This is a genomic window from Desulfoluna spongiiphila (assembly GCF_900101345.1).
Taxonomy (GTDB): Bacteria; Desulfobacterota; Desulfobacteria; order Desulfobacterales; family Desulfolunaceae; genus Desulfoluna; species Desulfoluna spongiiphila.
This window is the reverse complement of sequence record NZ_FMUX01000010.1, coordinates 128,366-141,074: the sequence shown is the minus strand read 5'-3', so window position 1 is coordinate 141,074 and position 12,709 is coordinate 128,366. Positions and strand designations below refer to the sequence as shown.

The window sequence follows — 12,709 nt, the reverse complement described above, 5'->3', positions numbered from 1 at the left end:
CGCCTCCGGCGGCCAGGGGATAAATCCCCTGGACCCCAGGTACGGGAATGCTCTGAGCCTTCGTTCCTCAGGCCCATCACATTCCCTGACGGGCTTCGCCCGTGGCAAGTACAGGGGCATGATTACTGGTAGATAAGTGCTGATGGTAAATCATAAAAAATGAGGATGTGTGGTTTTTTTAAGCGATGGCGTTTCCTGCCATTCCAAAAGCTGAAAGCCTACACCTAAACCGACGGGCTCTCTTACGGGCGCAGCCCGTCAGCAAATGCGTCGGGCGAGGAACGAGCCCGGAAGCATTTGCGATCCTGGGGTGCAGGGGCTCAGCCCCTGCCCGCCGGAGGCTCATTTCTTTCTCGTTTAACTGACATTGGGGACGTATGGACACCTATCTGATTGCAAACACGTTGGGCTATCCTGTTTTATCGACCCTTGTTTTGTTGCCGCTCATGGGGGGGCTGGTGACCTTTTTTCTTAAGGGGGAGAAGGTGCTGAAGGGGTGGGGGCTTGTGGTGACCACGGCCACGGCGGTGCTTTCGTTGCCTTTGTACACGGCCTTTCAGCACGGCACGGCCCTGTACCAGTTTGCCGAGGTGTCCCACTGGTTTCCTTTTCTTGATTTGAGTTACGTGGTGGGGGTGGACGGCATCAGTGTGTTGCTGGTGCTGTTGACGAGCCTTATCATGCCTTTATGCGTTCTCTGTTCCTGGACGTACATCACGGAGCGCCACAAGGAGTTCATCTGCGTGATCCTTTTCATGGAGGCTTCCATGATCGGGGTCTTCGTGAGCCTGAACCTGGTCCTCTTTTTCATCTTCTGGGAGGCGATGCTGGTGCCCATGTACCTTCTCATCGCGGTCTGGGGCGGGGAAAGGCGGGATTACGCGTCCATCAAGTTTTTTCTCTACACCCTGTTGGGCAGCGTCTTTCTGCTGGTCTCCATTGCGGTGCTGTACATCCGGTGCGGGACCTTTTTCATTCCGGACCTCATGGCGGTGGTTTTTCCCTTCGGCTTTCAGGTGTGGATTTTTCTGGCCTTTACCCTGGCCTTTGCCATCAAGATCCCCATGTTTCCCCTTCACACCTGGCTTCCGGCGGCCCATGTGGAGGCGCCTGTGGCAGGGTCCGTCATTCTGGCCAGCATCCTGTTGAAGATGGGGGGCTACGGTTTTTTACGGTTCTGCCTGCCCATGGCGCCTGCCGCCACCCTGTACTTCGTGCCCTGGCTCATCGGCCTTTCGCTTATCTCCATCGTGGCCGGGGGCTACCTGGCCCTGGGGCAGAGCGACGTCAAGAAATTGATCGCCTATTCCAGCGTGGGGCACATGGGCTTTGTGACCCTGGGGATTTTTCTCCTGACCGCAGGGGGGCTCCGGGGGGCCATGCTCCAGATGATCAACCACGGCATCGTCACCGGTGCTCTCTTTATCCTTGTGGGGATCATCTACGAACGCACCCACAGCCGGGAGATTGAAGACAACAAGGCCCTGGGCATGCTGATGCCCGCCTACGTCACCTATCTGGTTCTTTTTTCCCTGGCCTCCTTCGGTTTTCCGGGGACCAACAGCTTTGTGGGGGAGTTTCTTGTGCTTGTGTCGGCCTTTGCCGCGAGCAACACCGTGGGGATTATCGCCATTTTGGGGGCCATCCTGGCTGCGGCCTATATGCTGCGCCTCGTGCAGAAGATGGTGTGGGCCGACTCCGACGGACATGCCCACGGAGGTGACGATCCCGGCCATGCCCTTTGGGATCTCAATTTGCGCGAATTTGTGACCCTGGGTTTTTTGCTGATTTTTGTCTTCTGGATCGGCCTGAACCCCAAGCCCCTGATCCGCGTCATGGAGCCCACTCTCGCCCATCTGCTCGAGCAGGTAGATGAAGGCCGTGAGCTCCCCCATGGCACTTTGCACTCTTTACTGGAACCGGGGCGTTGCATGGACGGGGCGCAGCCGTAGGCTTTACGAAAAAGCCTGCCTCCGGCGGCCAGGGGATGATCCCCTGGACCCCAGGTTGCGAAAGCCCTCCCCCTTCGTTTCTCAGGGTGAGAGCTTCCGCGAAGGCTTCTGTGAAATTGAACAAAATCTGTTTGTCAAACTTTTCAAAAGTTTGGCCCCCGGCAGGGCCGCCGGAGGCATAAGCTGAATTGGGGATGGGATGAACATGCTGATTTTTCTGCCTGAGTGTGCGTTGATGGTCATGGCGCTGGTGCTTTTTTTGGCGAGCCTTGCTTCCTGGAACCTTAAGCGGGTGTACGGAGCGGCCCTTGCCATGGCAGCCACGGTGGTGGTGTGCGCGGTGGCGTCCTGGGGCCAGGAGGGGGACCTGTTTTTCGGGGCGTATCAGGTGGACGCCTTTTCCCAGCTTTTTAAGATCGTCATCACCGTGGGGCTGTTTGTGGTGCTGGTCATGGGGGAGGGGCTCAAGGGCATTGAGCAGAAGTTGCAGCCTGAGTATTTTCTTTTTGTGACGGTAAGCGCGGCAGGGCTTGTGTTTCTTGCCAGCGCCGTGGAGCTCATCACCATTTTTATCAGCCTGGAGGTCTCCTCCTTTGCCCTGTACGTGGTGATTCCTTTTCGGAAAGCAGACGGCAGGCACCGGGAGCAGATGGAGGCGGGGATCAAGTATGTGCTGTTCGGGGCCATTGCCAGCGGCATCTCCCTGTTCGGCATGAGCTACGTTTTCGGCATCGCCCATACCACCTACCTTGCCGAGCTGGGGGCCGTGGTCCCGGGCCTGCTTTCGTCAAGTCCCATGCTCATCGTGGGGCTGGTGATGATGCTGGCCGGGTTTTTCTTCAAGCTGGCCCTGTTTCCCATGCATTTTTGGGCGCCGGATGTCTACCAGGGGGCGGCCAACGAGACCGCCGGGTTTGTGGCCACCATTCCCAAGGCAGGGGCCGTGGCCCTTCTTATTCGTTTTATTTCCCTTGCAGCCGGGGCTGAGATGGGGGATTTTAACTGGATTTTAGCTTCTTTTGCCGTCTTCTCCATGGTGCTGGGCAACCTTTCGGCCCTGGTGCAGGAGGACGTAAAGCGGCTGTTGGCCTATTCCAGTATTGCCCATGCGGGGTACGTCATGGTGGCCCTTCTCTGCGTGAACAGCCTGGGGTTTGCCACGGCCATCTATTACATCGCCGGGTACATGATGATGAACCTGGCCTGCTTTTATGTGGTGTACCATGTGGGGCAGGAGGGCGAGAATGTGACCTTCACGTCCCTTTCCGGGCTGTACCGGCGGTCCCCCATGCTTGCCCTGGTCCTTGCCGTGGGGGCCTTCGGCATGGCAGGCATTCCCCCCACGGTGGGCTTTTTCGGGAAATTCTTTATCTTTACCGCCGCCATCCAGGAGTCCCTTTACGCCCTGGTTATCATCACCGTCATCAACGCCGGCATCTCCGCCTTTTATTACCTGAAGCTGGTCCGTGCCGCCTACTCTCCCACGGAGAGCCCCGGTGACACCCTTGCGGTGGGCAAACCCGCTTCCCTTCTCGGCATTACCCTCATGGCCGCCATTCTCCTGGTGGGTATCTTTCCCCAGTTTTTCATGGAAGTGGCTGAAAAAGCGGTGGGAACACTTATGTAGGATGGAAAGCGAGCCTTCCATGGTTAAAGTCGGATGAACCACAGGGGCAAGAGGGCTCAGGATAAAACAAAAAGCAATGCCTCCGGCGGCGAGGTGTGCCACCTCGAAAGCAGGTAGCGAATGCGTTTTCCCCTTCGTTCTCAGGGAAAATCGCATTCGCTATTGGTTCAGATGAAACAGAATCTGTTTTTAAAACCTGTGTATTAAACCCGTCGTTATAAGATCAGGCAAACGTTTAGCCCCCGGCAGGGCCGCCGGAGGTATCGCGTTTTATCTGCGTTGTCTTTGCTACCCGTTTCCCTTGGGTTTTTCTTCCTGCATGTGGGCCAGCTGGCGGGTGAGATCGTTCATTTCCGAGCGCCAGAAGTTTTCGCTGCCCCAGTCGGGGAAGAGGGTCTTGAAGCGGTAATCCTGCCTCTGGCGGCTGCACCAGGCCAGGAAGTAGATCATGCGCATGGCGCGCAGGGGCTCAACCAGCCAGAGGGTTCGGTCATCGAAATCCCTGAACTGCTCATAGCCTTCGAGCAGGAGGTTGAATTCCCGTCTGCAGTTGGCCACCCGGTCGGGGAGGAGCAGCCAGATGTCCTGGACGGCGGGGCCTGTGGCCATGTCGTCAAAGTCGATGATGAGAAGCCCTTCGTGGTCCCGTGAGAGAAAGTTTTTGAGGTGGCAGTCCCCGTGCAGGCGGATGATGTCGGCATCAGGTACCGCATCAAAGACCCGGCAGGCTTCGCTGTGGACCGATTCCAGCACCGCCTGAACCTCGGAGGTCATGTGGGTGGGAATATCCTGGCCGGCCAGGAGCCAGTGGATGTCATCTTTGAGGGATTTTTCCGGGTGGAGGTGAACCCGGTGGGGGCTGTTCCCCGCGGCTCCGGTCATGTGGACCCTGCCCAGGAGGGTACCGACCCTGCGCCAGTCCTCATCGGTATTGAGCTCCATCTCCCTGCCGGAGCGTTTATCAAAGACGGCAAAGAGGATGCCGTTCACCTCGCCCAGGCTGCTGCCGCCTGCCAGGGGCAACGGAGGTACCACCGGGATATCGTTTGCCACGCAGTCCATCATGAAGCGATGCTCATCTTCGATGGCCTCTTTTTTCCAGCGTCCGGGGCGGTAAAATTTGACCACATAGCGCTTGCCTGAAAACGCCAGGAGCTCGTAGACCCGGTTGATGTAGCTGGGCAGGGGAGAGGTGAGCCCGGTGAGGCGTTCGCCCACGGCCCGCTCCACGGCGCCAAGCAGGACGTCCGGGGTCAGGGATGAAAAGCCGTCTTCTGGATATGATGTGTCATCTTTCATAGGCGTACGTATACCAGATATTGCCCACGGAGAAAACAGCGGGGCCTGCGGAGCTGCGATTCACTGGCTTTCGTACGTCGCGAGATCACGATATACGATGCCCTGAAATACTCTGTTTGTGTCACGTGAGAATAAACAGTTCGTTTTATGAGTAAAAATATATAGATTTCTGATTGCTTTGTGATATAGTGTTTGAGCATATAAACGGGTGTACCGGCCTGTCGAGTATTCAACGCTTTACAATTGATGCCCCCCCGCAATACATCTCCGTCACGGATTTGTGCGCCAGTGGTTTGGGATTGAGACCCCTTAAATCGTAATGACAAGGTTTTGGTCTGTGTGGCGATATCGCGTTACAACAAGCTGTTAACCTGCTTTGGATACGTCCCCGATGATTCAATTGCTTGCTCCAGTCTCCCTGTGCGATGCTCCCGTGCATTGCTTCATTCGTAAGACCGCCGGTATTCCTGACTCTTTCATTGTCCCCATGCTGACCCGACAGCGGTCATCCATAACATTATCGCCGTAAGCCGTCCCGGTAAGGGCCTTTTTCCGGGGCGCGCTGCAGGTTCCGGTCCGGCCGAAAAAGCACTTACACCAGCCCATAACGCTGGTTCGTAATACCTTGTTAGTTGATGCTGGAAGTCTGATTTGACAACGTTATTCCAACAACCAAAGCGGAGGCGGACATGACTCATCCTCAGGCAGAGTATCTCAAGACGACCCGGTTTTGCGATTACGACCATCCCGATGTGATCCGGCAGGCACGAGCTGTGACAGCGACCCTTTCAAACGACACGGACAAAGCCGTGGCGATTTTTTACTGGGTGCGCGATAAAATTCTTTATCGCGTGGGAGACTGGCACAAGCGGGCCTCCGAGACCCTTTACGAACGCGAGGGGACCTGTACCAACGCGGCGAACCTGTTTGTGGCGATGTGCCGGGCAGCAGGGCTCCCGGCAGGGTACGGTGTGCTCCGGGTCAAGGGGAAAAGTTATTTCGGGCCGGTGATGCTGCCGTTGTTCCGGCAGTTCATGAGCGAGGAGTCCGTGCATATCTTCGGGGCGGTTTTCCTTGAAGGCCGGTGGATTCAGGTGGATCCGTCCGATGATTACGATTTCTGCCGTGCCACCGGTCACTTCAACCCCACGGCCAAGCTGGTGGACTGGGACGGCAAGAACAACGCGTTGCTCCACCTGGACCCCAACGATATCCTCGATATTGCCTGCCCGGTTGCGAGCATTGACGATCAGATGCTTAAAGCCAAGAAAAACGGCAAGGGCATCCGTGCCTTGATGGGAAGCACCTATGTGAGGTTTCTGCGTGCCAACCGGGAGTCGGTCTCCAGTTGCGATGAATTGCAGCCGCTTTTTGTGAAGTACCTGTTCCGGAAAAAATTTCACCTCTATCTCTTCTGGCAGTATTTGAGATGCGTTCTGTTCTTCCGCAGAATGAACCGAGAGCCTCAGATGGTCGCGGATGCTTCATAAACACACCCGGGGGCCCCAGTGAAGGTGATGCCAACGGTTCAGGGTGGACACTGGAGAGACGATGACAGGCGCATCCCACGTGTGTAAAAAAAAGAATACATCCTCCGGGGCGTTGTACAACAGCCGCCTGCTTAAGTTTTGCGACAACTACGCCCGGGAGAAGTATGCACTGTTGAGCCTGGAGCCTGTGTACCAGGCTGCCGGAATCCGTAAGTATGAGATCGACGATCCCGGCCACTGGTTTACCCAGGATCAGTGCGACAAGTATTATTTTTCCCTCATGGACATGTGCGGCAGCCCTGAGTTTGCAAGGGAAGCCGGGCGATATGTCATCCGCTCCAAGGAGATGTGGGTGGTCCGGCAGTTCATACTGGGCATGGTCTCCCCGTCGGCCTTTTTTTCTACCATTGAGCGGAACTACTGCAAGGTGAGCCGCGGGGTCCACGCCACGGCTCACCTCACGGGAAAAGAGTCGGCGGAGATGGTCTGCCGTCCGGCCCCCGGAGCTGCGACCAAATCCTACCAGTGCGATGTGTGTGTGGGGATCCTGGAGGCGGTCGGGCTTCTTTTTACAAACGCCTTTGCCCATGTGAAGCACACCGAGTGCATCCATAAAGGGGGCGAAGCCTGCCGATTTGAGGTGACCTGGAGCGCGGCGCCTTCTGTGGTGTGGCGCCGGATGCGGAACCGTGCCTTTGCGGTGGGCGCGCCCCTGGGCATCGCCATGGCGGTGATCTTTCCAACGCCCCTTGTCCTGCTGGTCAGCTGCTCTCTTTTTCTCATGATCACCTGCCTGGGGTTTGTGTCCCACCACAAGCGGGAAGAGGAATTGCTGAACATCATTCAGGCCCAGGGAAACTATGCCGGAGATCTCGCCGAGGACGACAACATCCGCAACCGGCACTCCCTTCTCATCAAGAGCATCAGCCAGGAAGCAGCCATGACAGACTCCCAGGAGGGCGGAGCCCAGGGGGTGATCAATGTCATGGCAAGGCACCTGGACTACGATCGCATTGCCTTCTTTTTTTATGACGGCAAGCGGTTGAAGCTGGCGTCCCAGGTGGGGTACACCCCGTCCCAGGTGGATCATTTCAAGGACAGGGGGGGGCTCATATGCCGGACGGAGCCCATGAGCCGGGTGTTGTGGAACAAAGAGAACATCGTGGTCAACGGGGTGAAGGGGTTTTCCGAGACCACCTTGTTCGGCCCTGACTTTCCCGATGTCCAGGGTCTGGAGAGCCTTCTGGTCGTGCCTGTCTCCATGGAGGGGCGCATCTCAGGGGTCTTGGTGGCGGCCAACCTTCACGGCAAGCGGGCCCTGACCCAGGGGGACCTGAGCCTTCTCATCGGGGTGGCCACCCAGGTGGGGCTCAGCATCGACAACGTGGGCAAGAGACGGGAGCTGGCCGAAAGGGAACGACGCTACCGAAAGCAGGTTCAAAAAGGGCTGGAGGATGAGCGCCGCCGCATCGCCTTTGATCTCCATGACCATGTGGCCCAGGACCTGGGCTCTCTTATGATCACCGCCCGGATGATGCAGGAGAAGGCGGCCCGCAAAGAGGCGGTGGCCCCCGGGGACCTCCATGCCTTTGTGTCGGTCCTGAAGGGGTCCATTGATTCGGTGCGGAACATTGCCTACGACCTGCAGCCCCCGTCCCTGGCCCAGTTCGGGCTGGTGCACACCATCAAGGTCTATGCGGCGGATTACTCGGATAAATACGGTGTGGAGGTGGATTTCCGGGTGGCCGGGGTCCGTGAGGCCCTCCTGGAGTACGACACGAAAATCAATTTTTTCCGCATTGTCCAGGAATCCCTGACCAACATCTACAAACATGCCTATGCCGACAAGGTTTCCATCCGCCTTGTCTTTTCCCATCCCAACCTGATTCTTCGCATCCGCGACAACGGCAGCGGGTTCATGCCCCAGGCCGTGGAGGGCGGAGCGGCCAGCGGTCGCCACATGGGCCTTCGAAACATGGAGGAGCGGGCCCGTCTCATGAAAGGGGCCTTTCGCATTTACTCGTCCCCTGAAAAGGGGTGTGAAATCGTTGTGGAGGTTCCCCTGGAGCGGGAGGAGGAGAAGGACGGACCCCCTGATGCCGGCAAATCGAAGCGAAAGACCTGACGCCCCCTTGCCCCTGCCTTTTCTTTCCGGCACTTACCTTCCCGCCGCCGGAGCCGGACTCTGCGACTTTCGTATTGCGCGAGCCGTGATCCTGTACTATTCCACTTGGGTGGACACGGTGACATGGTGCCGGGTCTCCATGTCCCTGAGTCCAGAGCCTTAAGACTGACACACCAAACCCATGGGGGCCGGGATGCATCGACGATTTACACGGCAGCTTCGCCTGAACTGCTCTGCCCGTGAGGCCTTTGGCTGGCACGGGGGCGAGGGGGTTGTCCAGCGGCTGACCCCGCCCTGGGTGGCCTTTGACAACCTGAGGCGCCAGGGGGGGCTGGAAAAAGGGGCCACCACCTCTTTGACCCTCAAGGCCGGTCCCCTGCCGGTTCGCTGGCACTCCGTTCACACCGCCTGTGACCCAGGCCGGGGGTTCACCGACACCATGGTCAGGGGGCCCTTTGCTTTTTTTGAGCACACCCACCGGCTTGACGAGGACCAGGGGGGATGCCTTCTTACCGACAGCATCCGTTACAGCCTTCCCTTTGCCGCGGCCTCCCACCCCGTGGCCGGTGCCTTGGTGGACAAGGAACTTGCGCGGATGTTTCGCTACCGCCATGCCATCACCGCCCGGGACATGGCCTCACGCCTTGCCGCCACGGGCGAGCCGTCCCTGACTTTTGCCGTTTCAGGGGCCGCAGGGATTATCGGCTCGGCCCTGGTGCCGTGGCTGAAAAGCCAGGGACATCAGGTGATGCCCCTGGTGAGGGGACGGGCCGCAGGCCCGTGTGAGATCGCCTGGGACCCGGTGGGAGGAACCCTTGAGGAGGAAAAATTAAAGGGGTGTGATGTCCTGATCCATCTGGCCGGGGAAAATATCGGAAACGGACGGTGGACCGCTGAAAAGCGTGAACGAATCATCCGAAGCCGTGTGGACGGCACCTCCCTTCTGGCACGGGCCGTCTCCCGGCTTGAAGGTGGCCCGAGGCTTTTCCTGTCGGCGTCTGCCGTGGGGTTTTACGGGAACCGCGGCGACGACACGGTGACGGAGTCCGCACCCTGCGGCGGGTCCTATGTGTCGGAGGTGTGCAGGCTGTGGGAAGAGGCGGCCGAGGCGAACTGGACCCATCCGAGCGGTCGGCTGGTCACCCTGCGCATCGGGGTGGTGCTGACCCCTGCAGGGGGAGCGCTGGCGCGGCTTCGACCTGTGTTCAAGGCCGGGCTGGGGGGCACCTTCGGCAGCGGTGAGCAATACATGAGCTGGGTCTCCATGGAGGATGTCCTGGGGGCCGTGGACCACATCCTGCGCACCCCGACCATCGAGGGGCCGGTGAACCTCACCGCGCCGCATCCCGTCACCAACCGGGCGTTTGCCCGGATACTAGCATCGAGCTTGAACCGTTGTGCCTTCACCACCCTTCCTTCGGCGGCCATCACCTGCGCCTTCGGGGAGATGGGGCGGGAGGTGTTGCTGGAAGGTGTGAAAGCCCTGCCCGGCGTGCTTGAACAGAGCGGGTACGGGTTTGTTCATCCCACCCTTGCCGACGCTCTTTCCGAGGTTTTATAGGAGACGTACCGTGAGGAAACGATACCGACTGCTGTTTATGATCATCATGGTGATGGCCCTAGGGTTCGGCTACCTGCATCTTTTGGTGCCGGGGACCCACAATTTTGAGCGCCTTCATATTTTTCTGTTCAACCTCACCTCCGGCGGGACCTCCATCCTGTATTACATCGAGAACAAGAAGGACATGTCGGTGCGGGTGCGCTTTTTCCTGGTCTTCTCCGTTGTCTTTGCCGTCCTCGCCTGGATGGAGCTCTTTATTCCTGCGGCCCTCTGCGGCCTGGGCCTGGCCGTTATCGCCGAGAGTGTCCGCTGCAAGGCCTTTACATTCTTTCCGAAGGATTTTTTTGTCAGCGGGTACACCACGGCCTCACGGTTTGCCCATGCCTCGCTCCTCTGTCTGGTGCTGGGGCTTCTCACCTCGGTGATGGTGATTTTAAATGATGCCTGGCTTCATCTCTTTACCTTGGAGACCTTGAGCATCGACACCTTTTTCCTTGGGTTCTCCTTTCCCGTCTCCCTGATCACCATGAGCGTCATGTTCTCCCTGATCCCGGACCTTAAAAAGCCCCTGATGAAGGTGGCGAGCCTGTTTGCCTTCTGGGCGGTGAACTTGGGGGTCATCACCTTTTTTCTTTTTATCGTGGCCGGCAAGCTCTGGCCCCAGGTGGCCGTGACCGTGGTGCTCTTTTTTACGGTGGTCCTTATCTTTGTCCTTTTTGTCACCTATGTGAAGGGGCTGCAGCAGAAGAGCTTTCTCGTGTCGGGGATGCTGTTTCTTTTGTACACGGCCATCACGGGTATCGCCTACATTCTCCTTGAGATTATGTCCGACGGGTATCTCCGCTGGGGGGATCTGTTGCTTCGACTCCACGCAGTGGCTGCCCTTTACGGATGGAATTTAAGCGGGCTGGCCGTGATCTACCGACGGTATGATTTTCCCATTCGCCTGAACTCAAAACAGCTCATCGCAGGCCACTGGCTCCTCGTGGGCGTGGCTGTCCCCTTAGGGGACGCCATCCCCCTGATGGCTGCGGTGGCCACGGCGGGTTACGGGCTGTTTCTTTACCTGATGTTTTTCAGCGGCAAACTCCTGGACGAGGGAGAGCGGGAGCGGGAGCCTGTGATCGCGTGACACGGAAGCCTGCCTTCGGCTCGGATTTCGCCCGACATAAAAACTGACGGTTTGTGCGGACAGGCTCACACGCGTAACTTGCGGATTATCAGGTTTGACCGCCGTTCCTCTGCCGGAGGCTGTTTTAAGCTGACTCGGTTAATTGAAACGCCCCGTCATGCGGTTTGCATGGCGGGGCGTTTGGGTTGGCAGGGGGCCCTGGGGGAGATGATCAGGGAGGTGCTGCGTCTTTTCTGGGGGGAAGAAGTGCAGCGCCTGATCACGGGTCAGGGATTGGCGTCCTGCCAGCACAATCCTTGCTTTGCGTTTGGGCAAAACAATGTTTTGTAATGATGTAGTCGCTTTTGGATGGCCGGGGGTTACACCGGGGACGAAAAAAATGAGCGGATAATTTTATGTAACGCTTTGCCTGTTTTGCGCGAATCATAGGGTGTGATACGGACAACGGCGGGGGAGGTCCGGTGACGGCTGCATGTGGGGATGAGGATGGCCGAGCCGGTGAGATTGCAGCGCGGAACGGGTTGAAGCGGGCGAATGCAGAATTATTCGAAAGACGAGAGGACTGAGATATGCGACGACGGGGTGGTGCGCCGCGTGCTGGCGGGGGATGCCAACGCGTATGAAGCGTTGCTGGTGAAGTACACCCGGCATGTGTGGGGCGTTGTCTGCCGGCATGTGCCGTCGGACCATGTGGAAGAAGTGGCCCACGATGTCTTTGTCAGGGCATACGGCTCCCTCGGGTCTTTTACCCTGGGGCGCTCGTTCCGGGCATGGCTGACCACGGTGGCCGTGCGCACCTGCTATGATTTCTGGCGCAGGGAGATGCGATGCAAAGAGACCCCGATCAGCTCCCTTGCGCCGGGGGGAGACCTTCCTTCGACGGAGTGGATGGATGCCGTGCTTTCCGCCGATTCTCACCGCCGCTTTGATGCCGAGGAAACCCGGAAAACAGCGGAAGAGGTGCTTTCCCTGGCCTTGGGCGTCCTTTCGGCCCGGGAGCGCATGGTCATGGAGCTTTACTATCTGGAGGGGTACTCCACCCGTGAGGTGGCCTTGTTCCTGAACATGAGCATGGCCAATGTGAAAATCAACGCATTTCGAAGTCGCCGGAAGCTGAAACAAATCCTGGAAAAAATGACCTGAGACGAGATTTTAAAGATATTTATCCGGGAGGAGGAAGCAACAATGAGAAAAGAACGGTGGGAGATCCGTCTGGTGAGAGCCCTGAAAGAGCGGCAAACGGTTCAAGGGCTGTGGCAGGCCCCGGATGAGACGGAGGCCTTTCAGGCCGGGGTGATGAGGGCAGTCGCCCGCCAGCGCTGCCGACCGGTGAGTGAGCGTGGGGTCGGTTTTTCCGAGGCCGTATGGCGACTTGCTCCCCTGACCTCCCTTGCGACGGGCGGACTTGCCGTGCTAATGATGGCTTTGTCCCATGGTAGTGACGACTTATTGAATCTGGTGTTGATGGACACGTCGGTGTACGTCGAGCATCTGGTCTCTTACGTGTTTTGACCGAGGTAGTC

9 protein-coding genes are annotated in these 12,709 nt (G+C 58.1%); 8 read left to right on the top strand and 1 reads right to left on the bottom strand.

Annotation, left to right across the window (positions count from 1 at the left end; translation table 11 throughout):
- Positions 1–377: 377 nt before the first annotated feature.
- Both BLQ12_RS14550 and BLQ12_RS14545 read left to right on the top strand, forming a co-directional pair.
- The gene (locus BLQ12_RS14550; protein ID WP_092211393.1) at positions 378–1,952 is read left to right on the top strand and encodes a complex I subunit 4 family protein; all 1,575 of its coding nucleotides are present in this window, start codon (positions 378–380) and stop codon (positions 1,950–1,952) included.
- A 205-nt stretch (positions 1,953–2,157) separates the two neighbouring features.
- On the top strand, positions 2,158–3,579 hold the full coding sequence (locus BLQ12_RS14545) for an NADH-quinone oxidoreductase subunit N (protein ID WP_175469824.1): 1,422 nt from the start codon (positions 2,158–2,160) through the stop codon (positions 3,577–3,579).
- 288 nt (positions 3,580–3,867) lie between these two features.
- Here BLQ12_RS14545 and BLQ12_RS14540 read toward each other — a convergent pair whose 3' ends face one another.
- Positions 3,868–4,878: a serine/threonine protein kinase gene (locus BLQ12_RS14540; RefSeq protein ID WP_092211391.1), complete on the bottom strand. Its 1,011-nt coding sequence runs from the start codon at positions 4,876–4,878 to the stop codon at positions 3,868–3,870.
- A 689-nt stretch (positions 4,879–5,567) separates the two neighbouring features.
- On the opposite strand from BLQ12_RS14540, the gene BLQ12_RS14535 reads away from it, so the two are divergent.
- From BLQ12_RS14535 to BLQ12_RS14510, 6 genes are all read left to right on the top strand, one after another.
- Positions 5,568–6,368 (top strand): transglutaminase-like domain-containing protein, encoded by an 801-nt coding sequence (locus BLQ12_RS14535; protein ID WP_092211390.1) that lies wholly within the window; start codon positions 5,568–5,570, stop codon positions 6,366–6,368.
- A gap of 61 nt (positions 6,369–6,429) precedes the next feature.
- Entirely contained in the window at positions 6,430–8,493 is a 2,064-nt protein-coding gene (locus BLQ12_RS14530; RefSeq protein ID WP_092211389.1) for an ATP-binding protein, read from the top strand.
- A 193-nt stretch (positions 8,494–8,686) separates the two neighbouring features.
- Positions 8,687–10,054, top strand: a complete 1,368-nt coding sequence (locus BLQ12_RS14525) for a TIGR01777 family oxidoreductase (protein WP_175469822.1) — start codon at positions 8,687–8,689, stop codon at positions 10,052–10,054.
- A gap of 10 nt (positions 10,055–10,064) precedes the next feature.
- Positions 10,065–11,186 carry a hypothetical protein gene (locus BLQ12_RS14520; protein WP_139163988.1) on the top strand — a complete coding sequence of 374 codons (1,122 nt, stop codon included), beginning with the start codon at positions 10,065–10,067 and terminating at the stop codon, positions 11,184–11,186.
- A 534-nt stretch (positions 11,187–11,720) separates the two neighbouring features.
- Positions 11,721–12,329 (top strand): RNA polymerase sigma factor, encoded by a 609-nt coding sequence (locus tag BLQ12_RS14515; protein WP_092211386.1) that lies wholly within the window; start codon positions 11,721–11,723, stop codon positions 12,327–12,329.
- Between the two features lie 42 nt (positions 12,330–12,371).
- Positions 12,372–12,698, top strand: coding sequence for a hypothetical protein (locus tag BLQ12_RS14510; protein WP_092211385.1), 327 nt, complete (start codon positions 12,372–12,374; stop codon positions 12,696–12,698).
- Positions 12,699–12,709 lie beyond the last annotated feature (11 nt).

Excerpts from the sequence above, each read along its gene's own strand:
- BLQ12_RS14550 (WP_092211393.1), top strand. The coding sequence starts at position 378 with ATGGACACCTATCTGATTGCAAACACGTTGGGCTATCCTGTTTTATCG.
- BLQ12_RS14545 (WP_175469824.1), top strand. The coding sequence starts at position 2,158 with ATGCTGATTTTTCTGCCTGAGTGTGCGTTGATGGTCATGGCGCTGGTG.
- BLQ12_RS14540 (WP_092211391.1), bottom strand. The coding sequence starts at position 4,878 with ATGAAAGATGACACATCATATCCAGAAGACGGCTTTTCATCCCTGACC.
- BLQ12_RS14535 (WP_092211390.1), top strand. The coding sequence starts at position 5,568 with ATGACTCATCCTCAGGCAGAGTATCTCAAGACGACCCGGTTTTGCGAT.
- BLQ12_RS14530 (WP_092211389.1), top strand. The coding sequence starts at position 6,430 with ATGACAGGCGCATCCCACGTGTGTAAAAAAAAGAATACATCCTCCGGG.
- BLQ12_RS14525 (WP_175469822.1), top strand. The coding sequence starts at position 8,687 with ATGCATCGACGATTTACACGGCAGCTTCGCCTGAACTGCTCTGCCCGT.
- BLQ12_RS14515 (WP_092211386.1), top strand. The coding sequence starts at position 11,721 with ATGCAGAATTATTCGAAAGACGAGAGGACTGAGATATGCGACGACGGG.
- BLQ12_RS14510 (WP_092211385.1), top strand. The coding sequence starts at position 12,372 with ATGAGAAAAGAACGGTGGGAGATCCGTCTGGTGAGAGCCCTGAAAGAG.